This window comes from Klebsiella sp. GFKo11 (assembly GCF_056490265.1).
The window spans coordinates 4,385,085-4,407,504 of record NZ_CM151369.1 but is presented as its reverse complement, the minus strand read 5'-3'; the positions used below and the strand labels follow the sequence as shown (position 1 = coordinate 4,407,504).

Sequence of the window (22,420 nt, the reverse complement as noted above, 5' to 3'; positions counted from 1 at the left end):
CCTCGTTATTGCTGCCGGGGCGGAATGGCTAACATTTTCCGCGCGATTTCTGGCGTGGCGACTTTTTTATCCATGCTACGAATCAACGTGGCAAGTTTGGCGACCTGCTGGTAATTATGTTCAGCGCGTTCATCAGCGCTTAAATAATAACTGTCTTCAAAACCGATACGCACTTCGCTGGCACCCATGCCAACCGCAGCGGCAATAATATCGAAGTTCTTTCTGCCGAAATGGGTAATTCCCCATAACGCATCGCGCGGGATCATACTGCGCAGAGCAATTAAGGCATCAACGGTGGCTGGGGTGCTGCCGCGATGTCCCAGGACGATATTAAATAACATCGGCTGTTTAAATTTAATCTTATCTTGCAGGGCGAGGATGTTATTAATCATGCCAATTTCGAAAATTTCAAATTCCGGAATAATATTGCGTGCGGTAATTTGCCGGGAGCAATATTCGACATCCGGACCGGGATTAAAATAGACCACATCGCCGAGATTGACAGAGCCGACGTTCAGCGAGGCCATTTCCACGCCGGGGCAGGTCAGCGGGGCGCAGCGTTCAGCGATGGACATCGCTGAAACACCGCCGGTTGAGGCCTGAATAATCAGGTTTGAGTGGTGCATCACGTAGTCGATGGTCGCCTGAAAATCGCGGGTGTCCGGGGTCAGGCGTCCCTGTTGATCGCGAACGTGTAAATGAACAATGGCCGCGCCGTGTTCTACGCTGGCGAGTATTTCCTGCGCCAGTTCTTCGGGTATCACTCTGGGGCAATCCGCAGCCACGGGCGCCAGTGAGATAATAACGGTATCCGACATGTATTCCTCCGGTACAGAGATAGAAATATTAAAATTATAGGTAAGGCGTTATCCAGCGTAATGATTCAGGTCCTGACGTTGACGGCTGATATTCACAGCCGATCCAGTCCTGATAATTCAGTTGTGCAATAAAATCGAAAATCCACTTTTCATTTAATTCTCCCGTTCCTGGTTCATGACGATAAGGAACTGAGGCAATCTGAAAGTGTTTTATCAATGGGAAATAACATTCAATATTTTTTACCACATCGCCGTGAATTTTCTGGCAGTGGTAAATATCAAACTGCAAGCCGATGTTTTTCCGGCCGACCTCGCGAATAATGGATTCGGCCAGCGGGAAGTTATCAATCATATAGCCCGGCATATCCTGCGGATTTAATGGCTCAATCAGTACGTCAATTCCCGCTTCCGCCATTACATCACAGGCGCTGCGCAATCTGTCGATCAGAAGAGTGCGCTGAGCGTTGAGGGTAAGATCATCACAGCGCAGGCCCGACATCACGTGAACCCGGCGGCAGCCTAACGCTGTGGCGTATTCCCGGGCCATATTCAGGCTACGGCGAAACTCCTCATCGCGGCCCGGTAACGCCGCCAGCCCCCGTTCACCCTGCTGCCAGTGGCCTGCCGGGGCGTTCATTAGCACTACCGGCAGGCTGGTTTGCCCTTGAGCTACCAGTAACGTCTCCAGCGGATGCTGCCAGAGAAACAGCCCCTCCACGCCGCGAAAACCCGCGTCTTTTGCCGCCTGAAAGCGTGCTGCTATCGGCAATTCAGCAAACAACCAGTCAAGGTTAGCCGCTAATTTCAGCATGATGTTTCCCCTCCCGGCTATCGACCAGGTGCAGTTTTACCCCCTGATTGGCGATGGCTTGTTGCGCGTCATCCGGCAGCTGATTGTCAGAAATAATATCGGTTAGCTGATCCAGACCGCAGATATGGAACATCCCGTACTTGCCAAATTTACTGCTGTCGCAGACCAGTACCCGGCGTCGGGAAACGGTGAGCACCGCCTCTTTGACCGAGGCTTTGCCTTCGCTGGGGGTCGACATGCCGCGCTCGGTATCCCACGACGATGAGCTGAGAAACGCCACGTCGATATTAATGGTGCGTAAAAAGCTGGCCGCACTTTTGCCAAGGCTTGAGCGGTTGCGCTGATCCACCAGACCGCCGGTGTGATAGAGGGTGATATGCGGCATGTCCATCAGGTAGTGGCTGATGGAGAAGTCGTTCGTCACCACGGTCAGGTTAAAACAGTGGCTGGCGGCCACCGCTTTCGCTACTTCAAACAGCGAGGTTCCGGCATCCAGATACAGCGTTTGCCCCGGTTCAATCAGCATGGCGGCAAGCTGACCCATTTTGCGTTTTACCTCATGATGCAGTTCCGCCTTTTCCCGCCACGGCAGCTCGGACTTCAGCAGGTTATTGAGCTTCACGCCGCCGTTAATCGAGATAACTTTGCCTTCTTCTTCCAGCAATTGAATATCGCGGCGCACGGTCATATGCGACACGCTCATCAAGTCCGCCAGCTCATTAAATGAGGCGACGTTTTTTTCATGAACGTAGCGATAGATAAAGTCACGTCGTTGTTCGGGGATCATCATCTCACCTCACGCTCGCCGGGATTGTTCGAGTTCGGCTACCGCTTCTTCTGAAAGCGGTACGTAACCGAGCGGTTTTAAGGTCAACCAGATGCGGGCGCTGTCTTCCAGCTCCTCGGCGTTAAATACCGCTTCGCGCAGCGAGCGACCGCTGACGACCGGGCCGTGGTTGGCCAGCAGCGCCGCCGTGTGGTCAGCGGCGATTTCGCTAAGCGCGCTGGCAATGCCTTCATGTCCAGGTTTGAAGTAGGGCAGCAGCGGTAATTGCCCGACGCGCATCACGTAGTATGGCGTTAATGGCGGCAGGCAGTTCTCCGGTGTTTCACATGGCAGACAAGAGAGTGCGGTCAGCCACGGCGAATGCAGATGAACCACTGCTCCGCAGGTGGGACGGTGGCGATACCATGCCAAATGCATCGGCACCTCTTTCGACGGTTTGTCGCCGCTGAGATGAACGCCGTTGGCATCCAGTTTGCTCAGCGTTGCGGCGTCAAGTTCTCCCAGACAGGAGTTGGTTGGGGTGACCAGATAACCGCCATCCGCGAGCTTAACGCTCAGGTTGCCGGAGCCGCCGCTGCTGTAGCCGCGCATAAATAGAGAGCGACCATAATGGACGAGCTGCTCGCGAAGTTGTTGCTCACTCACCTGGCTCATGATGTGTACTCCTGGGCGGTAAAAAAGAACTCTTCGTCGCCAAAATTGCCTGACTTCAACGCCAGCGCCAGTTCGGCGGAGAAGACCCATGGAACCCCCGGGGCGATGGCCCTGCCGACGGACAGTCGCGTTACCTGTAGCGCTTCCACGACGGTGCCGGATGTCTCGCCACCAGCAACAATAAAGGTGTTCACGCCTGCGGCCTGGAGCTTCACGCTCAGCCGGGCAAACGTATGTTCAATCGCCTGGCTGGCGGGCTGCTCGCCATACTCTTGCTGAATGCGTTTTAGCGCATCAGGTGGCTGGGTGGCGTAAATCAGCGGCGCATGTGGGTCGCTGATATGCGACATGGCCCACTGCGATAGCTCATCGGTATAGCGTTCGGCGTCCGACAGGCAACGTGCTACGTCGAGCAAACGAGAGGCCGCTGCCGTTTTATAGCGATTGACCTGACGGTTGCTCATCGCCGAACAGCTCCCGGAAAAGACCACCGCTTTGACGGGGCGCGGAAAGTCCTGTGGTGGCGATGTCTGCTGATCACCAGCGTTGGCGGCCAGCGCGCCGCCGAGCCCGGAACCTCCGGCTAATAAGGGAGAGTCGTGTAGCGCCTGGGCTAGCGTGTGGAGATCGGCTTCGTCCAGCGTATCGACAATCACGTGGCGTTTTCCTTCAGCTTTAAGGCTGGTCAGCGCGTGAGTGACTGCTTGCACACCGCTGCGAATGGTATTGAGATCAATATTGCCAACGGCGTTTGGCGTTTGCGCGGACAGCAGGCGTGACAAATTGGCATCGGTCATCGGATTAAGCGGATGCTTTTCCATGCCGGACTCGTTCAACAGTGCACCGTTGACAAACAGATGACCGTGCACCACCGTGCGTCCGTTTTGCGGCAGAGCGGGGCAATGAACGATAAGCGGGAGCTGCATTGCTTCCATCAGGGCATCGCTCACCGGGCCAATATTGCCGTGTGGTGTGGAGTCAAACGTTGAGCAGTATTTGAAATAGACTTGCCTGACGCCTGCGTTTTGTTTTAGCCACCGGGCGCAAGCCAGCGATTGTGTGACGGCCTGCTCTGCGGGCAGAGAGCGGCTTTTCAGCGAGATAACAATGGCATCAACTTCTTCGTTCCACTGCTGCGTAAGGTCGGGCATCCCGGGCAGGAGCGCGACTCGCCAGCCCTGTTCTGCCATAAAACTTGCGATATCCGTTGCGCCGGTAAAATCGTCGGCGATAACCCCTGTTGTGACGGCCATGACTCCACTCCGTTCAGATTGTTTACTGATTGAGCATATTATTCAGTAGTCTCTTTCACATTCACATGATGATTCTCACAAACAAGAACATCATGTGAATGTATTAAAAATATCTAATTATTTGAAATATAAACATTATTGTTTGTGTGGTGGCAAAATCATGCTCACAACAATCTGTGAAGATTAGTTAAAGTTTGAGAATTATTGTACCGGGGGCGTTCATTGAACCATTAGTGGGTGTTTGCATGGTGCTGGGTTGGTCATGCATTTTGATCATATTCATCTGCGCAAATGAGATTATTTTTTGCGTCTAACGTCATTCTTTTGATGCGCTAAATTCTGCATATTAGCGGCTGACTATCAGGCTACTGGAGAATAATGTGCAGCAAAGAGACAGGGATGATGAACACCGGTTTTTCTCTTCGTTGGCAACGACTTTTTCTCGTGCAACCGGTCTGGTCGCCGTGGTGATTGATACCCGCGGGGAGCGATTGCCTGACCGCTATGCAGGGTTAAATTTCTTTTCACTGCCCCTCATGTGTTTTGAAAAAGTGTGGGGATATATTATTTGTGACCACAGTAAGGCCATCGACAATAGTCATCGATTGGCGGCAGAAAGATTACTTCATTTTATTGTGAATAACGTCACGCCGGTTGAGGGGATAAAAGCGATCGCGAATAAGCAATCTCGCCGAAATAGTGATTTCTATTATGCGCAACGTGCACCGCATGAAATAAAAATGGCCTCTGCCCTACGTTATATTGATGAGCATTTATATGATGAGTTGTCTCTCGAATCGGTAGCGGCTCATGTTTGCCTGAGCGCCAATTACTTTAGTCGCTTTTTTAAAAAGCAGCAGGGGGTGAATTTCAAAGTCTGGGTGAGCCAGAAGAGAATGCAGCGAGCCGGGGAACTGCTTGGCGATCCTGCGTATTCGATAGATGGCGTCGCCCGAAAACTTCAGTACGCACAAACCAGCTACTTTTGTCGAGTGTTCCGCATGGCACATCGCACTACGCCGCAATCATTCCGCCAGCAGTCTCTCTCGGCATCGTCATAACCCATACCGGGGCAGGATAAAGGTAAGACAGATTTTTCCTGAAGCATCCATAATGTGTCCCCGGTCGCTGAAAATTTTAATTTATAGCTGGTAGCTGAAAATTAATTTTTTACCCCCTCTGGCTGACTTCGATAATAAACAAGTTAACGTGAAAAAATATTGACAACTTATTGACGCTATTTGCGGGTCAGACACCTTGTTTAAATTGTGTTTATTGAGATGCCTGGGTATTATTGGTTATTATTTGATCACTGCTAATATGCATTAATCATGGAATAGATCAATGACATCTGACGGGATAATAAAATATAACACTCGGGGATAACCTGATGTCCTTGCGCGCTTTTTTTATTCTTTAAACAATTTTTGCACGCCGTAAATGGAAGACGTTATGAGAGGAAAAATCCCCAAAACTGAATTGCTGGTGACCTTTGAAGTTGTGGCTCGCCATGAAAGCTATACCCGAGCAGCGGAAGAGTTAGCTTTAACGCAAAGCGCCGTGTTCAGACAAGTCACGGCGCTGGAGGATTTCCTCCATACGTCATTATTTAATCATGCGAAAAAAAGGATTTTTTTAAATGCGGCGGGCAAGCATTATTTGACCATCGTTAAGGAAACGCTTAACAAGCTGGAGCGTGATACCAATTCAATTATGACCTGGCAGCCGACGGTGCAGGTTCTTGAACTGGCAGTGAACCCCACCTTTAGCACCCACTGGTTAATCCCTAATCTGCGTGAGTTTAATAAATTAAACCCGGGTATTATCGTCAATATTCATTCGCTGGCTAATATTGGCGATTTTCTCAGCCGTGAGTACGATGCCGCCATCATGCGCGAGGATTTTTGCTCGCCGTGGACGGAGGTTGAGTACTTATTCGAAGAGGAGATCCTGCCGGTATGCGGCTGCGGGCTGCTATCAGACCCTGGTCAAAAGCTGGCGGTCGAGGAATTGCTGGGTGAATTTCCGCTGCTGCATCAAAGCACACGCATTCACGGCTGGCAGGAGTGGTTCGCGTTGTCGAATATCACCAGCGCGCAGATTAATATCGGCCCGCGTTTTGACCTGCTATCGATGCTGATTGCGGCGGTGCGTTCGAATCTGGGGGTGGCGCTGCTACCGCGTTTTGCTATTCAGCACGATCTCGATAGCGGCGAGATGGTAATTCCTTGCGATGTGCCGATTCGCACCGGAAATCGTTTTATTATGACGTGGCAGGAAGATAAAGCGGAATCCCGGCATTTACAGGTATTCCGCGACTGGTTATTGCATAAATCGCTGGTGTCGGCTACTTGATGGCACCGGTTCAGGCTACCTGCTCACAGACGGCGGTGAACCTGTAGCCCGGTCAGCGCAGCGCCACCGGGACGAAGCAGCGCAGACGTATCAGGTTTGGCATATTTCCCGGAGGCGGCGCTTGACGCGCCTGTCCGGGCTACCGGCCCGCAGACGGCAGTGGGCCCGTAGCCCGGCTAAGCGCAGCGCGAGCCGGGAGAAAGCGAATCGGATAAAACTACCAGTCGATGCCCACTTGTGCCTGAATACCGCTATCAAACGCGTGCTTCACCGGGCGAAGTTCACTCACCGTATCGGCAAGACCCAGCAATCGGGCGTGACAGCCGCGTCCGGTGATAATCACGCTCTGCTGTGGCGGACGATCCACGATTGCGGCAATCACCTCCTCTGTATCCAGATAGTGATACGCCAGCATATAGGTGAGCTCATCCAGGACCAACAGATCGTAGTGCGGGTCGGCCAGCATGCGCTTACTCTCCTGCCATACCGCCGTTGCCGCCTGAATATCGGCCTCCCGGTTTTGCGTTTCCCAGGTAAAGCCGGTGCCCATAATGTGAAATTCCACGCCCAGCGGATGCAGCGTGTTGTATTCACCGTTATCCCACTGGCCTTTAATAAACTGCGCGACGCCGACGATTTTGCCGTGCCCGACGGCGCGCGTCGCGGTACCAAAGGCGGCGGTGGATTTGCCTTTGCCGTTTCCGGTGAAGACGATCAGAACGCCTTTTTTCTCCGTCGCCGCCGCCACTCGGGTACCGACCTGCTCTTTCAGCTTCTGCTGGCGCAGGCGGTGGCGGTCGGTATTTCCTCGCGCTTGCATATTCGCTCCTTAATGTCCGGCCGGACAGGTTGCGCAGCGATGCTGCTGCTCAAACTGGCTGAAGAAGTTATTCCCTTTGTCATCCACCAGCACAAAGGCGGGCAGGTTTTCGACTTCCATCATCCACACCGCTTCCATCCCCAGTTCGGGATACTCAAGGCAATGCAGGCTCTTGATATACTGCTGCGTCAGCAGGGCCGCCGCACCGCCAATGCTGCCGAGGTTAAATCCCCGATGTTTTTGGCAGGCGTCGGTCACCTGCTGGCTGCGGTTACCTTTGGAGAGCATGATCAGGCTGCCGCCCGCCGCCTGGAAAGCATCGACATAACCGTCCATACGTCCGCCGGTAGTGGGCCCCATTGAACCGCAGGCCTGATTGTCCGGGGTTTTCGCCGGGCCTGCGTAATAGACGATATGGTTTTTCATGTATTCCGGCATCGGCTCGCCGTTATCCAGACGTTCTTTGATCTTGGCATGGGCGATATCGCGGGCGACGACAATTGGCCCGCTCAGCGACAATCGAGTACCGACCGGCAGGGTGGACATGTCGCGCAGGATCTCATGCAGCGGTCGGTTCAGGTTGAGCTGTATGGTTTGACCGCTGTTTTCCACTCGGCAGGATTCGGGAATAAATTTACCCGGGTTATGTTCCAGTTTCTCCAGCCAGATGCCGTGCTTGTTGATTTTCGCTTTGATATTACGGTCGGCGGAGCAGGAGAGGGCCATGGCGATCGGACAGGAGCCGCCGTGGCGCGGCAGGCGAATGACGCGAATATCGTGGGCGAAGTATTTACCGCCAAACTGCGCACCGATGCCGAATTCGCGGCTGGCGTTGAGCAACGTGGTTTCCATTGCGGTATCACGAAACGCCTGGCCCAGTTCGTTCCCTTCGGTGGGCAGGTTATCGTAGTATTTCGTTGAGGCCAGCTTTGCCACCTTCAGCGCCTGGTCGGCGGAGAGGCCGCCCACAACAAAAGCGATGTGATACGGCGGACAGGCGGCGGTGCCCAGCGATTTCATTTTTTCGGTCAGGAAAGCGGTGAGTTTCTCCGGCTGTAGAATCGATTTGGTTTCCTGAAATAGCGCCGCTTTGTTGGCCGAGCCACCGCCTTTATTGACGAACAGAAAGCGATATTCGCTGCCTGGCGTAGCGCTGATGTCGATCTGCGCGGGCAGGTTGGTATGGGTATTCACTTCGGTGTACATATCCAGCGGCGCGTTTTGCGAGTAGCGAAGATTGTTTTCCTGAAACGTGGTGTAGATGCCCTTGCTTAAGGCTTCGGCATCGTTGCAACCGGTCCAGACGTTCTGGCCTTTACTCGCCACAATGGTTGCGGTGCCGGTGTCCTGGCAGTTTGGCAGCACGCCTTTGGCTGAGACTTCGGCATTGCGCAGCAGCTGGAGAGCGACGTACTTATCGTTACTGCTGGCCTGCGGGTCGCGCAAAATGCTGGCAATCTGTTTTAAATGCCCGCTGCGCAGGAAAAATGAAGCCTCATAAAACGCCTGCTGAGATAACAGAGTTAACGCCTCTGGCGCGACTTTGATGACTTCTTCCCCATCTAACTCCGTCACCGTAACGTATTGACTGCTCAGTAATTCATACTCTGTATTATCTTTGCTTTGAACAAAGAGTTCCTGCCAGACAAAGGGTTTAGACATTTTACGTCTCACTATTTTGCTAAAAAGAGATTGGCCTGGGTCGCATGGGCGACATATTCGATGGTCTGCTGGGCGCGAACGCTGTTACCGGCTTCATCCAGCGGGGGAGAGTAGACCGCAATGGCGTATTGTCCTGGCACCACGGCAACCATTCCGCCGCCAACGCCGGATTTCGCCGGGATGCCCACGGTGTACAGCCATTTGCCGCTGCCGTCATACAGTCCAGCGATGGCCATTTCTGCCAGCACCTGCGGGACATAGTTTTCATTTAGCAACTGCTTGCCGTTGAAGGGGGATTGGCCTTTGTTGGCGAGTACGGCCCCCATTTTGGCGAGCTGCTCAACGGTGATATCCACCGAGCACTGGCGGGTATAAATTTCGACGGCTTCCTGGGTATCGCCATAGAAGCTGTTATAAGAGTTCATCAGCATCGCCAGCGCCTGGTTATGCTGATTAGTTTCCATTTCGGATTTGAATACCGGCTCGTTAACGGTGAGTGAGGCATCGGCCCAGGCGTTGAGATTGTTGAGGATTTTATTCCAGCGATCGGTTTTGTCTTTTGCTTCAACCAGGCTGACGGTGCTCATGGCCCCTGCATTGACTAACGGATTCTCAGGGGCCCCTTTGGTTAATTCCACCGCTAAGCCGGAGTTGAAGGGCAGGCCGGTGGCATTGGCACCGAGTTTATCTAAAACTTCCTGCGGCCCGCGCTGCTCCATCGCCAGTGCCAGCGTGAAGACTTTGCTCAGGGACTCCATCGGAAACGCTTTTTTCACGTCGCCGACCTGATAAATTTTGCCGTCGACCGTGGCAAGGGTGATGGCGAAATTGTCAGGACTGTAGGTCGCGAGGGCAGGGATGTAGTCGGCGACTTTACCGTCGTGGTTACTTTTATATTTCTGGTGCGCCTGTTCGATAATACTGGCGTAATCCGGCGCGTTCTGCGCCAGTGTCGTGGCGCTAAACAGTAAGCTGGCAGTTAAGATGCACGTGCTGAGAAATTTTACATTCATGGTGCAACCTTGTTGAAATGTTGAAAAAAGGCCGACGCTAAGTCGGCCTGTTGGATCAGGACAGAGCAACTTCTGAAGGTTCGGTTGCAGGACGTTCATGCTCCGGCGTTTTGGCTGGCGCTTTGCCACGACAGCCTTCACCGAAGTGTTCGCCTTCCCAACGACCAACAATGGCTGCACCCATGGCGTTACTCATAACGTTGGTGGCAGAACGGCCCATATCGAGGAACGGATCGACGCCCATCAACAGGATCAGACCGGCTTCCGGAATGTTGAACTGGTTCAGGGTGGCGGCGATAACCACCATTGAGGCGCGCGGCACGCCCGCCATTCCCTTCGAGGTCAGCATCAGGATCAGCAGCATGGTGATCTGCTCGCCCATCCCGAGATGGACATTACAGGCCTGGGCGATAAACACCGTGGCAAACGAGCAGTAGGCCATCGAGCCGACGAGGTTAAAGGAGTAGCCAATCGGCAGAACGAAGCTGGCAATTTTGGAAGAGACGCCAAATTTTTCCAGCTTATCCAGCGTGCCAGGGAAGGCTGCTTCTGAGCTGGATGTGGTGAAGGCCAACAGCGCGGGTTCGAGGATCGCTTTGGTCAGACGGCCAATGCACGGACCGACAATCATCGTCGACAGGCCAATCAGGATCGCCCACAGCATACCCAGCGTCAGGTAGAACTCACCCATAAAGATCCCGGCGCTGACCATCACGCCCAGGCCACGTTCGGCAATCAGCCCGGAGATAGCGGCGAAAACGGTGAGTGGTGCAAACAGCATGACGTAGCCAGTCAGCTTCAACATGACGTGGACCAGCGAGTCGAGTACCTTCACGATCGGCTCGGCTTTTTCGCCGATTGCCGCCAGGCTGCAGCCAAGGAAGATTGAGAACACGACAATTTGCAGGATTTCGTTACGCGCCATCGCATCAACGATGCTGGTGGGCACCGCATGAGAGATAAACACTTTCAGCGTGAATGGTTCTGACTGCACGGCCGCGACGGCTCCGGCGTCGTGGGCCACGAAGTTGATGCCCGCTCCCGGCTGGAACATATTGACGATCACCAGACCCAGCGCAATCGACAGTAGGGAAGCACAAATAAACAGGAAAAAGGTTTTAGAGAATATACGCCCGAGCGTTTTCGCATCGCCCATTTTGGCAATGCCGACGACCAGGGTAGAAATAACCAACGGGGCGATGATCATTTTTACCATGCGTAAAAATATGGTGGTAAAAATGGAAATATCCTGCGCGTACGACTTTGCTGTATCAGCCGAGGCCATATTATTAATAGCCACCCCGGCAATCATGCCGAGTATCAGGCCTAATATGATCATTTTGGTTAAACTAATTTTCTTCATTGTGACTCCATCGGATAAAGGTTGGATTTGGTGTAGGGTGACGTGCGCCTGAGCCAGCACAGCAGCTCAGGCGCACGCCTGTTGTGACCAACCGCATGGATAATTCGAAGCACGGTGATACAGCTGAATTCGGTGCTCCAATGGCTGTTATTGTGTTTTTTCTACAGATCGAACTCAATACTTAATAATGGGGCGTGCTGCTGCGCGCCATATACATCATTGTCACCGACGTTGCCGGAAATAATATCGCGAGGCATGACGATTTTTACCGCATTAGCCGGATCAAACCACACAATGCGATGAATAAAATCAGGCTTTACGTTATATAATCCAGCAATAAGCTGCGGCGTTAATTGTTCCGAACGTTTTACCCGCTGATAATCTTCCTGGGTTTTAAATAAAATATCTAAAACCAGTTCGTACGGTCCGGCGTTTTTGGAACGAATGACCTGCGCCAGCGAGCATATGGATTGTTTCATGCGTGAACTCCTTCTGGCGTCACCTGTTCAATGTGGAAATCAAAACGCAGCGCGTCGCTGGCTTCAATCAGGTGATAGATAGAGAACTCATACACCGGCCCGCTTTGAATATCAGACGGCGAGAACGGGAAGGCGAGGTTGCCCGCAGTTGCAATGCGATTTTCATAGCCGTAGTGCAGCAGGGTAGAGCGCACCAGCGAACAGACGCTATTGGCGATATCCTGAGTTGGCGCGACCACATCCAGCAAAATCCCTAGCTCGTGTCCGGCGGTTTTCATCGGCTCATGGTTGCCCATCACGCCGTTCTTACCGTACAGGTGGAACGTCATGCGGATACTGTCGTCAGTCAGCGAGAGGTTGCGCGCCACGCTGGCTTGTACCTCTTCGAGAATGTTATCGATCCCGGCAATCATGATCGGGTCGCGCGTTCCGGCAATGGTCAGGCAGCGGAAGCCGACCTGACGAGCACCTTCCAGCTTCAGTGCGTATGGTGTTTCTTCGTGACGTGAACCGCTGACGTAGACTTCGCCCTCGTTGACGGCTTTGAAGGTACACCCTTTCAGGTTCAGCACGCCGCCAGGGCCCGGCAGGAAGTACGGATCGGACTTCTCATACAGGGTATGCGCCGCCGCGGAGGTTTCGGTGAACTTACGCTTTGGATTGAACGCTTTCAGCGTAAAGCCGTGGTCGTCGATAATCCCCATGGCGCAGTCGGAACCGGAACCCGGCGTGGCGGCAATGGCCGCACATTCAAGGATCTTGCCGCAGTGCAGCGCCAGCCCTTCATCGAAACCCTGCATAATTGGCAGGGCGGCAAAGCAGGCCGGATCGTAAGCGCGTCCACCCAATACCACCTGCGCACCGGCTTTCAGCGCCCGCTGGAAAGGTTCGATCCCCATCTGTGCGACGATGTAGGTGCTCTCTTCGATAGCCTCGTGAGTCAGTTCCGGAACAAAATCCAACGCGGTAATTTTGCCGTTATCCAGCGCCTGATGAACAACTTCTTTATCAACATCAGATGGGATTAGCGCCATCGAGAAAGACAGTTTTTCTTCCTGCGCAATCTCATGGATTATCTGACGACACCACTCCAGATGCGGAGCAGCGCCAGAACCGCCGGCGGTGCCAATGACGACTGGAATGTTGTTTTTCACGCCAGCGACGATCATATAGCGCAGATCGCGTTTCACTCCGGCCCTGTCGGTAAAGGGTTTACCTGCCCCCAGGTAGTGGGGGCCGGGATCGGATGAACCTGCGTCAACGGCAATAAGATCTGGCGACTCTTCCATGGCTTTACGAAAACTCTCTTCCGGGAAGCCATAACCCAGAATAGCCGTAGGCGATAAGATCTTAAATGTACGAGCCATCTCTTAATCCTTAGTCTGCAACAGCGCGATGGTGCGGTTCATTTCGTTAAACACGATGTTGAGACCTTCATCGAAGCCCATGCCTGGTTTGATCAGCATGCGCATAGGACGTGCGGCCAGCGCGATGTGCACGCAGGTGCGGGCGCTGATCTCGGTTTCGTTGCAGGTACCGCCTTGATAGGCTTCCATCGCGTGTTTGTTGCAGTACAGCACCGCGTCCACGATGTTGTGAATACCGCCAAGATCCGGGGTTTTTATCTGCACCATGTGGCAGCTACCGGCATCGGTGAAGTCAACGATGTCCTGATAGGTATTGCACCATTCGTCGGCGACAATCTTCACGCCGGAACCCAGACGAGTCAGCTCTTTGGTGATGGCGGTCAGCATACGGATCTGGTCCGGCTTGTTACCGGCATCTACCGGACCTTCTATATAGAGCGGCAGACCTTGCGCTTCTTTCTCCAGGCTGGCGATATAGTCGGCGCAGCGCACCGGGTCCATATCGAAGATCAGACCGATGGTGCCGTAGACATCAATATGCAGCGTCGGGTGATAGCGTGGGCTGGTACGCAGGCTGAGGATTCGGTCGGACAACCAGCGCACATACTCACGCAGCTTTTCGCCTTTAAAGCCCAGCTTCTCTTCGACGTTGTTGATCAGCGCGTGCGGCAGCACGTCCACGCCTTTGAGGATCATCTTGTCGACGGCGATGTAGCGGTCATCGCCGCTCTGACCAAATAAAGGAATCGCTTCCGGGATGCACGGCAACTGCCACTCGTCGCAAACCACTTCCGCCTTCAGGCGACCGCTTGCCAGCGCGGTGGCGTCGAGCAGCGCCTGAGACAGGCCGTAGCGGACGGCGGTATGCAGCAGATTGCCGTCGATACGCAGCTTGTCGAAGAAGCGGGCGTTCGGCAGGAACGCATCGACATCGCGGCCTTCGAGCAGCGGTTTGATATGATCATTGAGGAACGGGATAAAGTTTTCCGCCAGGAACAGCGGATCGCGGCCGCCCGCGCCGGAGTACTGTACGGCGGCGCAATCACCGACTGCCACCGCGCCATTTTCCAGAATCAGCTGTACCGAGACGCACTCGCCCGCCTGGCGCACCGACGTAAAGCCTGGGGTAACCGGCGCGCCGGTATACATGAATCCATCATGACCCGCGCCATTTTTAATCGCCTGCTGGTCGTCAAAATAGAATGAAGAGTAGCCAGCGGTAAAAAGGGCCTGTTTAATTTTCATTATGGTCTTCCTATTAATTTACTGTGGGATACAGCGTTGATGTCATCAACAACCATCTGGAATGAAGGCTTGCGTCCTTCGAAATTCGCACGCTCGGCGACGTAATCATGATGCAGGGCGAGAATGTCTTTTGGCAGCGGAACCGCGCCGGCTTCAAGCACGCGAATGGCGCCTGAGTTATCGCGAACCGGCAGGATTTTGCCCGCGTTACAGGAGGCCGGAGCGAAAGGCACATCCAGCACGCCGGCTTCGAAAGCCAGTACCGTGCCGCGAGCGATATCGCCGTTGCCCAGTTCGAAAACTCTCTTCAGTACGGCGCGAACTTCGCTCTTGATCAGGTCTACTTCCTGTTCAACGGCAGCGCATGGCGGGAATTTCTGGTCGCTGACCATGTTGAGCATCTGGCGCGAGGCTCTCAGACCCTGGGCGTTTGCTGCGGCGGTCGGAATGCCGAAGGCTTCGTGCGGGCTCTTGGTAATCACTTTGGTCGCGCCGGACATACCGGCCACCGCCGCGCCCCAGGAGATAATGGCGAACGCTTTCGATTCATCTTCCGGGAAGCCGCCCATCCACTGGTGGAAGACGGTACTCAGCTCATAATCGTCGAAGCCGTAATTGCCGAAGTATTCGTGCGACAGTTCGCGCAGGGATTGAATCGCCGCGATATCCTGCGTCAGGCTACCAACCTGGCCGTAGCCGACGGTGATGGATTTTACGCCCTGTTCCAGCGCCAGCAGACCTTCGATAATCGCCACCGAGTGGGACATAAACGGTGGGATCAGCGTGCCGGTCAGTGGGCCAAACGGCTCGCGGTTAATGCGGATGCCGTGTTCTTCATACAGGCCCATCAGGCGGTCGCAGTACTGCCAGTCACGAATTGATTTTTCCAGGGTGACGCGCTTGGCGTAAGGAATGTTGTAGGAGATACCGCCGCCTTCGTAGCTGGTAAATCCGCTGGCCATTGAGATTTCAGCTAACAGACGCGCATCAGGCGTGCCGTGGCGCACCTGAACCGGTTTTTCCAGCGACTCGGTCATTCTACGGCATTCAGCGACGCCGTGGTTGACCACCGGCAGGCCGTTCAGTTTGGACGTTCCCGCTTCGATGGATTTTTGAATCCCAATCGCCGCCTCTTCATAACGGTTCAGACGGGTATAGGCATCAATGGTGCTGGGCAGCAGGTCGCACTCTACCTGCAGCGTTTTAAGCAGTTCGATGTGCTCATCCATTAACGCCACGCCCGCGCGCGGCTGGCTCAGGGTTTTCCCTTCCTGATCGGCCTTCAGCAGGGCGTGAGAAAAACGTTTTTTCTCAGGAATGGTCTGCTGATACTTCACGCCATCTTCGAATTTCTCAACATCTTTCCCGGTCTGCCAGGTCTGCAATACCTGATGCCGCTCGGTCATGAATTCATCATGGGTTAGCTTTTTATTGCGGAGTTCCATTCGTCGTTGCCTTAAATTTTATAGGGTTAAACACTGAATGCTGGTGCGGGCGGCAAGTTCTGGGTAGAGCCTGGCAACGTTTGCCAGTAGAGGAAGCAGGCCTTTAGCATCGCGGTAATATTCAAACTGAGTGGGTAAGAGAATGCGTCTGCCGTCGTCGTCCAGTTCGCGGTATTTCAGCCAGCTATGGATGTCGAACTGGCTGGCGCGGGAGAGCCATCCGCCGGAACCGACGACTTTGCGTACGGTGGTCAGGTCGCGGCCCATCTGTAAATCGACGTTGCCCACGCAGGTGCAAACCTGTTTTTTGGTGCCCGCGTGGCGTTCGCTGGCGTAGCCGACGCACAGTCCGGCGAGCAGGGAGTCGAAGAATGTCTCTTCGGCGCCTTGCGGCAGATAATCGGGATGGGCGACCAGATGGCGCAGATAGCCGTAAAAGGCCTCCTGACGTTCCGGCTGTTGAGCAAAGACCACCTTCACCAGCTCATGAGTGCTTTCGCCAACCACCACCGCTGAGACGCGCATTCCGAGATCGCCCTCTACCGTGCGTTTAACAAACGGTTCAGGAACCCCGTGCAGGACGGTATCGGGTGAGAGGGTGTTCGCGCTGGCGGAATAGACATCGGTGGTGGCGCCGCCCATGTCGATCAGCATGAACTCTTTCCATGCGCTGTCGTAGTCGCTGATGGCTTTGACCAGCTCATAAACGGTCCACGGGGTCGGCATCGGCTCTTCACCGGTTTCACCGACGATCACGTCCAGCCCTTTACCTTTGACGATACGCGACAAGAACACATCGCAAATTGCTTTGCGGGCAGCGTAAGGATTTGGGTGATCGAGGTCGGGCAGAATGTTGTCCACCGTGGTCAGATCTTTATGCCCCAGGATAGCCTGCACGTCGTCCTGAATATCACGATTCCCGGCGTAGATAATGGCGCAGTCGAGCGTTGACTCTGCCAGCGCATGGGCATTGGCCAGGCCGTAGCTCTCTTCGCCGCCGTCCGTCCCGCCGGTAAATAGCAGGATATCCGGCGGCGAGGCCTCCAGCGACTCGATATCGTGGCGGTTGAGTTTATACGAGTAGTACTGGGCGATTTTCGCCCCCGCCGAGTGGGCGGTCACCTTTGCAGATTCCAGGGTGATGGATGGCACCAGCCCCATGGCAGCGACGGCAAGACCGCCTTTTGCCGACGAGGAATACTTTAGCGTCACTTCACCGCTATTGAGCAGGGGACGAGCATCGGCAACGTTTAGCACCTGATTCAGGCTGGCAAAAAAACCGTCTGCCAGATGATGCGTAGTGGTCGGGGTCAGAACGTGGTTAACCAGCGTTAATGCATCTCCCTCCTTCGCGAAGAGGGCTGCTTTGGTCCACGTCGAGCCGATATCGACAGAGACGGTCTGCATCAGATAGCCTCTTCCAGGCAGCGCTGCTCGACGCCGTGGCGCTGATTTATGTCATTGGCCATGAGCTGGCAGACATCTTCAAGATCGTGGCTTGGAGCGAAGACGCGGTTAAAGCCCATCTCTTTGAATTTGGCTTCAATATCGGCAAAATCGTGTTTGCCGACGACCAGATTACCGCCGACGAAGAGGAGAATGTCGCCAATACCGCGTTCGATGCAGCGTTCGCGCAGTCCCAGGCAGTCGATATCGCCGTGACCGTAAATGGATGACACGACAATGGCGTCAGCACCGGTTTCGATGGCGGCATCAATATATTCATCCTGGCTTACCATCACCCCCAGATTGATTACGCGAAAATCATGGCCAGTAAAAACGCGGTCCAGAACTTTATTACCTACTGCATGGCAGTCAGCACCAATGACGCCAATAACAAGTGTTGATTTCTTCATGGGTAATCCTCTGTAGGGCTGATGGTCTAAAATAAAAACGACTTTTAATATTTAGCAGCGTTGATTCCGGCTGCCTGTTAATAGGGCTGGAGTGTCTGTGGTTAGTAGGGGGGAAGCAATTGATCTATTTTCAGAATATCTTTCGAAAAACTCTCGTTTTTGATTTTTGTTTTTAAAGTCATTAAATATCATATAGTTATATTTTTATTTTTACACCAAGGTATTGTTGCTTAGCGTGGGTCTAATAAATGCGTTGTGATGTTTGTGAGCAAGGTCTTATTTTGTTTTTAGTTAATTGGTCTTTTTTTTAATAAGTAAGGGATACAATTCTTTAAATTGTTTTGTGAGCCGCATAACGGAATTTAGACAGTCGTTTATATATACAAAAATCAAATTGTTAGATTAAAGATAAAAAATGGCGATATGTGATTTTTATATTTCATTTTTGTTGGCGAGTACGAAGAGGGCGTAAATCGACCCGATGAACATCGTCAGGGGGAAAAGGGCGCTTTGTCGATAGCGAGGCTGGGGAAGTCGTTCTGACTGCAGAGGAGGGGGCTGTTATGCAGTGCATTTACTTGAGAATGAGATAGTTACGCAGGTGTGTTAATTAAAGGTAAAATCAATGATAAATAAAATAAGTAAAAAATATAGGGTGCTGACTTGATAAAAAAAATCTGTGAGCTACACGTCATTATCAGTTTATGGCTCAGTTTTGACTGCTATTCTTCCGCTCATTAAATTCCGCTCCGGGATTAAATAAATCGACTATCATTTTCAGTAACCGATGATACTGTTGTAAAACATATCGTTAACCTTGGATTTACTAGAGGTGAACAAGATAAACATAATTAACATTTAAAATGAAAATTGATTTAAATCAATGTTTAAAACTTGGAAAAGAATATGAAATGGAGTTAAATTGTCGCGGATCAAATTGACCGAAAACAGGTATTTTCGCTATAAATTGATCGCCGTCGAAAACTGCAAATTTATCTCAATAAAAACCTATTTATTGTAAGGGTTTTGCGGCGTAATATAATCACGGGATCAATTTGGGTGTTTTGTTAACATGTTTGTAACTTTTCACGACTACCGTTTCCTGATTCCTGGCGAAACGGCGGTGGCGATAAGACGCAAATAAATTTGTGTATTGGGGCATGCGTGTGACCCTTTCTAACGGGGTTCACTCTCGGAGTCTTCATGCGATGAGCAAGGAGTCATGATGTTAGATATAGTCGAACTGTCGCGCTTACAGTTTGCCTTGACCGCGATGTACCACTTCCTTTTTGTGCCACTGACGCTCGGTATGGCGTTCCTGCTGGCCATTATGGAAACGGTCTACGTCCTTTCCGGCAAACAGATTTATAAAGATATGACCAAATTCTGGGGCAAGTTGTTTGGTATCAACTTCGCTTTGGGTGTGGCAACCGGTCTGACCATGGAGTTCCAGTTCGGGACTAACTGGTCTTACTACTCTCACTATGTGGGCGATATCTTCGGTGCGCCGCTGGCCATTGAAGGTCTGATGGCCTTCTTCCTCGAATCTACCTTTGTAGGTCTGTTCTTCTTTGGTTGGGATCGTCTGGGCAAAGTTCAGCACATGGCGGTGACCTGGCTGGTGGCGCTGGGTTCTAACCTGTCAGCACTGTGGATCCTCGTTGCTAACGGCTGGATGCAGAACCCGATTGCGTCGGACTTCAACTTTGAAACCATGCGTATGGAAATGGTCAGCTTCTCTGAGCTGGTCCTGAACCCTGTCGCTCAGGTTAAGTTTGTCCACACCGTTGCTTCTGGCTACGTTTGCGGCGCGATGTTCGTCCTCGGCATCAGCTCCTACTATATGCTGCGCGGCCGTGACTTCGCTTTTGCTAAGCGTTCCTTCGCTATCGCTGCCAGCTTCGGTATGGCGGCTATCCTTTCCGTTATCGTTCTCGGTGATGAATCCGGTTACGAAATGGGCGACGTGCAGAAAACCAAACTCGCGGCTATCGAAGCCGAATGGGAAACGCAGCCGGCTCCGGCTTCCTTTACCCTGTTTGGTATTCCCGATCAGGATGCGCAGGAAAACCACTTCGCGATTCAAATCCCTTACGCGTTGGGCATCATTGCCACTCGCTCCGTGGATAAACAGGTTACCGGCCTGAAAGACCTGATGATTCAGCACGAAGAGCGTATCCGTAACGGGATGAAAGCCTACTCGCTGCTGGAACAGCTGCGCGCTGGCTCAACCGACCAAACCGTTCGCGATCGGTTTAACGATGTTAAGAAAGATCTTGGTTATGGTCTGCTGCTGAAACGCTATACCGAAAACGTCGCTGACGCGACGGAAGAGCAGATTGCTAAGGCGACCAAAGACTCCATTCCTGCTGTTGCGCCGCTCTATTTTGCCTTCCGTATCATGGTGGCATGCGGCATCCTGATGCTGGCGATCATTGCGGTTTCCTTCTGGACGGTTATCCGTAACCAGATAGGCGAGAAAAAATGGCTGCTGCGCATCGCGCTGTATTCCATTCCTCTGCCGTGGATTGCTATCGAATCCGGTTGGTTCGTGGCGGAATATGGCCGTCAGCCGTGGGCGATAGGTGAGGTGCTACCAACGGCCGTCGCTAACTCGTCGCTGACCGCGGGCGATCTGATCTTCTCGATGCTGCTGATTTGTGGTCTGTATACCCTGTTCCTGGTGGCGGAGCTGTACCTGATGTTCAAATTCGCGCGCCGTGGCCCAAGCAGCCTGAAAACCGGTCGTTACCACTTTGAGCAGTCTTCCGCGACTACTCAGCCGGCACGCTAAGACAGGAGTCGTCAAATGATCGATTATGAAGTATTGCGTTTTATCTGGTGGCTGCTGATTGGTGTACTGCTGATTGGTTTTGCTGTCGCCGATGGCTTCGACATGGGGGTGGGCATGCTCACCCGTTTCCTCGGTCGTAACGACACCGAGCGTCGAATTATGATTAACTCCATTGCCCCGCACTGGGACGGAAACCAGGTATGGCTGATCACCGCGGGTGGCGCACTGTTTGCTGCCTGGCCGGCGGTTTATGCCGCTGCGTTCTCCGGTTTCTACGTGGCAATGGTGCTGGTGCTGGCGTCTTTATTTTTCCGTCCGGTTGGTTTCGACTACCGTTCGAAGATTGAAGACACCCGCTGGCGTAACATGTGGGACTGGGGAATTTTCATCGGTAGCTTCGTGCCGCCGCTGGTGATTGGCGTGGCTTTCGGTAACCTGCTGCAGGGCGTTCCGTTCCATATGGACGAATATATGCGCCTGTACTACACCGGTAACTTCTTCCAACTGCTGAACCCGTTTGGTCTGCTGGCCGGTATTGTTAGCGTGGCGATGATCCTGACCCAGGGCGCAACCTATCTGCAAATGCGTACCGTCGGTGAACTGCACCTGCGCACTCGCTCCGTTTCTACGATTGCGGCGCTGGTGACGTTGGTTTGCTTCGCGCTGGCGGGTGTTTGGGTTTACTACGGTATCGATGGCTATGTGGTGAAGTCCGTCATGGATCATACTGCCCCATCTAACCCGCTGACCAAAGAAGTGGCGCGTGAAGCTGGTGCCTGGATGGTGAACTTTAACAATATGCCAGCGCTGTGGGCGATTCCTGTCCTGGGCGTGGTGCTGCCGCTGCTGACCGTCATCTCGACGAAAGCAGATAAAGGCGCCTGGGCGTTCCTGTTCTCTTCCCTGACGCTGGCTTGCATCATCCTGACCGCTGGTATTGCGATGTTCCCGTTCGTCATGCCATCAAGCACTATGATGAACGTTAGCCTGACCATGTGGGATGCGACTTCCAGCCAGATGACGCTGAACCTGATGACTTACGTGGCGATTGTGTTTGTACCGATTATTCTGGCTTACACCACCTGGTGTTACTGGAAAATGTTCGGACGCATCACTCGCGAAGACATTGAAAAGAACACCCACTCGCTGTACTAAGGTAAGGAGCTATATATATGTGGTATTTCGCATGGATTTTAGGAACGCTTCTTGCTTGTGCCTTTGGAGTGATTACCGCGTTGGCGCTAGAGCACGTGGAAGCTACCAAAGCAGGTAAAGAAGAACACTGATGAGTATTATCGCTACTCTGTATGCGATAATGGACAAGCGCCCGTTAAGGGCGCTTTCCTTATTGATGGCGCTGGCGTTAGCTGGCTGTATCTTCTGGGATCCGTCGCGCTTTGCGGCGAAAACCAGCGAGCTGGAAATCTGGCATGGTTTCCTGCTGATGTGGGCGGTTTGTACCGGCGTTATCCACGGCGTGGGTTTTCGTCCGCGTGCTATTCACTGGCAGGGAATTTTTTGTCCACTCATCGCTGATATTGTGCTCGTTTTGGGCCTGTTCTTTTTCTTCTTTTGAATAAGAAATCTCTGTTAATCATATGGGCTTGCATAAGCCCATAAAAATTTACTCGTCGTTTACTTTCCCCCATTCCAAACCACGATTCCCGCGCGTATAGTAGCGAAGTTTGAAAGCACTAA

At 52.9% G+C, this 22,420-nt stretch carries 21 protein-coding genes; 6 read left to right on the top strand and 15 right to left on the bottom strand.

Annotated features, from left to right (window positions below; all coding sequences use genetic code 11):
- Positions 1-5 precede the first annotated feature (5 nt).
- The 5 genes from AC07P6_RS21375 to otnK are packed head-to-tail and all read right to left on the bottom strand — an operon-like array spanning position 6 to position 4,323.
- Positions 6-818 carry a beta-keto acid cleavage family enzyme gene (locus tag AC07P6_RS21375; protein WP_478314559.1) on the bottom strand — a complete coding sequence of 271 codons (813 nt, stop codon included), beginning with the start codon at positions 816-818 and terminating at the stop codon, positions 6-8.
- A 34-nt stretch (positions 819-852) separates the two neighbouring features.
- Complete coding sequence (locus AC07P6_RS21370) at positions 853-1,629, bottom strand: hydroxypyruvate isomerase family protein (protein WP_478314557.1); 777 nt, start codon at positions 1,627-1,629, stop codon at positions 853-855.
- Complete coding sequence (locus AC07P6_RS21365) at positions 1,610-2,419, bottom strand: DeoR/GlpR family DNA-binding transcription regulator (protein ID WP_181421913.1); 810 nt, start codon at positions 2,417-2,419, stop codon at positions 1,610-1,612. Before AC07P6_RS21365 ends, AC07P6_RS21370 begins: the two co-directional genes overlap by 20 nt.
- Before the next feature lie 6 nt (positions 2,420-2,425).
- The gene (gene otnC / locus AC07P6_RS21360) at positions 2,426-3,070 is read right to left on the bottom strand and encodes a 3-oxo-tetronate 4-phosphate decarboxylase (protein WP_478314555.1); all 645 of its coding nucleotides are present in this window, start codon (positions 3,068-3,070) and stop codon (positions 2,426-2,428) included.
- Positions 3,067-4,323: a 3-oxo-tetronate kinase gene (gene otnK, locus AC07P6_RS21355; protein ID WP_478314553.1), complete on the bottom strand. Its 1,257-nt coding sequence runs from the start codon at positions 4,321-4,323 to the stop codon at positions 3,067-3,069. Before otnK ends, otnC begins: the two co-directional genes overlap by 4 nt.
- Positions 4,324-4,703: 380 nt before the next feature.
- On the opposite strand from otnK, the gene AC07P6_RS21350 reads away from it, so the two are divergent.
- Together AC07P6_RS21350 and AC07P6_RS21345 are read left to right on the top strand one after the other, a co-directional pair.
- Positions 4,704-5,384: a helix-turn-helix transcriptional regulator gene (locus tag AC07P6_RS21350; RefSeq protein ID WP_434659734.1), complete on the top strand. Its 681-nt coding sequence runs from the start codon at positions 4,704-4,706 to the stop codon at positions 5,382-5,384.
- 391 nt (positions 5,385-5,775) lie between these two features.
- Positions 5,776-6,678, top strand: a complete 903-nt coding sequence (locus tag AC07P6_RS21345) for a LysR family transcriptional regulator (protein WP_110277294.1) — start codon at positions 5,776-5,778, stop codon at positions 6,676-6,678.
- Positions 6,679-6,895: 217 nt separating this feature from the next.
- Here the strand turns inward: AC07P6_RS21345 and cobO are convergent, their stop codons facing one another.
- The 10 genes from cobO to glmS all read right to left on the bottom strand — a co-directional run bounded on the left by cobO (position 6,896) and on the right by glmS (position 17,928).
- Complete coding sequence (cobO, locus tag AC07P6_RS21340; protein WP_478314551.1) at positions 6,896-7,498, bottom strand: cob(I)yrinic acid a,c-diamide adenosyltransferase; 603 nt, start codon at positions 7,496-7,498, stop codon at positions 6,896-6,898.
- A gap of 9 nt (positions 7,499-7,507) precedes the next feature.
- Positions 7,508-9,160, bottom strand: coding sequence for a class I fumarate hydratase (locus AC07P6_RS21335; RefSeq protein ID WP_304257098.1), 1,653 nt, complete (start codon positions 9,158-9,160; stop codon positions 7,508-7,510).
- Positions 9,161-9,171: 11 nt separating this feature from the next.
- A complete protein-coding gene (gene glsA / locus AC07P6_RS21330) occupies positions 9,172-10,173 on the bottom strand; it encodes a glutaminase A (RefSeq protein ID WP_434659728.1) in 1,002 nt (333 codons plus the stop codon).
- Positions 10,174-10,228: 55 nt separating this feature from the next.
- Positions 10,229-11,536 carry a dicarboxylate/amino acid:cation symporter gene (locus AC07P6_RS21325; RefSeq protein ID WP_112214464.1) on the bottom strand — a complete coding sequence of 436 codons (1,308 nt, stop codon included), beginning with the start codon at positions 11,534-11,536 and terminating at the stop codon, positions 10,229-10,231.
- 161 nt (positions 11,537-11,697) lie between these two features.
- Positions 11,698-12,015, bottom strand: a complete 318-nt coding sequence (locus AC07P6_RS21320) for a DUF4387 domain-containing protein (protein ID WP_110276833.1) — start codon at positions 12,013-12,015, stop codon at positions 11,698-11,700.
- Positions 12,012-13,382 (bottom strand): acyclic terpene utilization AtuA family protein, encoded by a 1,371-nt coding sequence (locus AC07P6_RS21315; RefSeq protein WP_478314549.1) that lies wholly within the window; start codon positions 13,380-13,382, stop codon positions 12,012-12,014. Before AC07P6_RS21315 ends, AC07P6_RS21320 begins: the two co-directional genes overlap by 4 nt.
- Positions 13,383-13,385: 3 nt before the next feature.
- Positions 13,386-14,627, bottom strand: a complete 1,242-nt coding sequence (locus tag AC07P6_RS21310; RefSeq protein ID WP_478314547.1) for a methylaspartate ammonia-lyase — start codon at positions 14,625-14,627, stop codon at positions 13,386-13,388.
- A complete protein-coding gene (locus AC07P6_RS21305) occupies positions 14,627-16,072 on the bottom strand; it encodes a methylaspartate mutase subunit E (RefSeq protein ID WP_181482992.1) in 1,446 nt (481 codons plus the stop codon). The genes AC07P6_RS21310 and AC07P6_RS21305 overlap by 1 nt, the downstream gene beginning before the upstream one ends.
- A gap of 18 nt (positions 16,073-16,090) precedes the next feature.
- Positions 16,091-17,479, bottom strand: a complete 1,389-nt coding sequence (gene glmL / locus AC07P6_RS21300; protein WP_182237269.1) for a methylaspartate mutase accessory protein GlmL — start codon at positions 17,477-17,479, stop codon at positions 16,091-16,093.
- Positions 17,479-17,928: a methylaspartate mutase subunit S gene (glmS, locus tag AC07P6_RS21295; RefSeq protein WP_110276828.1), complete on the bottom strand. Its 450-nt coding sequence runs from the start codon at positions 17,926-17,928 to the stop codon at positions 17,479-17,481. Before glmS ends, glmL begins: the two co-directional genes overlap by 1 nt.
- A 1,225-nt stretch (positions 17,929-19,153) precedes the next feature.
- Between glmS and cydA the strand changes: the two genes are divergently transcribed.
- From cydA to ybgE, 4 genes are read left to right on the top strand one after another with little or no spacing between them, the layout of a single operon-like run.
- Entirely contained in the window at positions 19,154-20,722 is a 1,569-nt protein-coding gene (gene cydA / locus AC07P6_RS21290) for a cytochrome ubiquinol oxidase subunit I (RefSeq protein WP_182240688.1), read from the top strand.
- 15 nt (positions 20,723-20,737) lie between these two features.
- On the top strand, positions 20,738-21,877 hold the full coding sequence (gene cydB, locus AC07P6_RS21285) for a cytochrome d ubiquinol oxidase subunit II (protein WP_181482990.1): 1,140 nt from the start codon (positions 20,738-20,740) through the stop codon (positions 21,875-21,877).
- Between the two features lie 17 nt (positions 21,878-21,894).
- Complete coding sequence (gene cydX / locus AC07P6_RS21280) at positions 21,895-22,008, top strand: cytochrome bd-I oxidase subunit CydX (protein WP_004100325.1); 114 nt, start codon at positions 21,895-21,897, stop codon at positions 22,006-22,008.
- Positions 22,008-22,298, top strand: a complete 291-nt coding sequence (gene ybgE, locus AC07P6_RS21275) for a cyd operon protein YbgE (protein WP_004100327.1) — start codon at positions 22,008-22,010, stop codon at positions 22,296-22,298. The genes cydX and ybgE overlap by 1 nt, the downstream gene beginning before the upstream one ends.
- Positions 22,299-22,420 lie beyond the last annotated feature (122 nt).

Excerpts from the sequence above, each read along its gene's own strand:
- AC07P6_RS21375 (WP_478314559.1), bottom strand. The coding sequence starts at position 818 with ATGTCGGATACCGTTATTATCTCACTGGCGCCCGTGGCTGCGGATTGC.
- AC07P6_RS21370 (WP_478314557.1), bottom strand. The coding sequence starts at position 1,629 with ATGCTGAAATTAGCGGCTAACCTTGACTGGTTGTTTGCTGAATTGCCG.
- AC07P6_RS21365 (WP_181421913.1), bottom strand. The coding sequence starts at position 2,419 with ATGATGATCCCCGAACAACGACGTGACTTTATCTATCGCTACGTTCAT.
- otnC (WP_478314555.1), bottom strand. The coding sequence starts at position 3,070 with ATGAGCCAGGTGAGTGAGCAACAACTTCGCGAGCAGCTCGTCCATTAT.
- otnK (WP_478314553.1), bottom strand. The coding sequence starts at position 4,323 with ATGGCCGTCACAACAGGGGTTATCGCCGACGATTTTACCGGCGCAACG.
- AC07P6_RS21345 (WP_110277294.1), top strand. The coding sequence starts at position 5,776 with ATGAGAGGAAAAATCCCCAAAACTGAATTGCTGGTGACCTTTGAAGTT.
- cobO (WP_478314551.1), bottom strand. The coding sequence starts at position 7,498 with ATGCAAGCGCGAGGAAATACCGACCGCCACCGCCTGCGCCAGCAGAAG.
- AC07P6_RS21335 (WP_304257098.1), bottom strand. The coding sequence starts at position 9,160 with ATGTCTAAACCCTTTGTCTGGCAGGAACTCTTTGTTCAAAGCAAAGAT.
- glsA (WP_434659728.1), bottom strand. The coding sequence starts at position 10,173 with ATGAATGTAAAATTTCTCAGCACGTGCATCTTAACTGCCAGCTTACTG.
- AC07P6_RS21325 (WP_112214464.1), bottom strand. The coding sequence starts at position 11,536 with ATGAAGAAAATTAGTTTAACCAAAATGATCATATTAGGCCTGATACTC.
- AC07P6_RS21320 (WP_110276833.1), bottom strand. The coding sequence starts at position 12,015 with ATGAAACAATCCATATGCTCGCTGGCGCAGGTCATTCGTTCCAAAAAC.
- AC07P6_RS21315 (WP_478314549.1), bottom strand. The coding sequence starts at position 13,382 with ATGGCTCGTACATTTAAGATCTTATCGCCTACGGCTATTCTGGGTTAT.
- AC07P6_RS21310 (WP_478314547.1), bottom strand. The coding sequence starts at position 14,627 with ATGAAAATTAAACAGGCCCTTTTTACCGCTGGCTACTCTTCATTCTAT.
- AC07P6_RS21305 (WP_181482992.1), bottom strand. The coding sequence starts at position 16,072 with ATGGAACTCCGCAATAAAAAGCTAACCCATGATGAATTCATGACCGAG.
- glmL (WP_182237269.1), bottom strand. The coding sequence starts at position 17,479 with ATGCAGACCGTCTCTGTCGATATCGGCTCGACGTGGACCAAAGCAGCC.
- glmS (WP_110276828.1), bottom strand. The coding sequence starts at position 17,928 with ATGAAGAAATCAACACTTGTTATTGGCGTCATTGGTGCTGACTGCCAT.
- cydA (WP_182240688.1), top strand. The coding sequence starts at position 19,154 with ATGTTAGATATAGTCGAACTGTCGCGCTTACAGTTTGCCTTGACCGCG.
- cydB (WP_181482990.1), top strand. The coding sequence starts at position 20,738 with ATGATCGATTATGAAGTATTGCGTTTTATCTGGTGGCTGCTGATTGGT.
- cydX (WP_004100325.1), top strand. The coding sequence starts at position 21,895 with ATGTGGTATTTCGCATGGATTTTAGGAACGCTTCTTGCTTGTGCCTTT.
- ybgE (WP_004100327.1), top strand. The coding sequence starts at position 22,008 with ATGAGTATTATCGCTACTCTGTATGCGATAATGGACAAGCGCCCGTTA.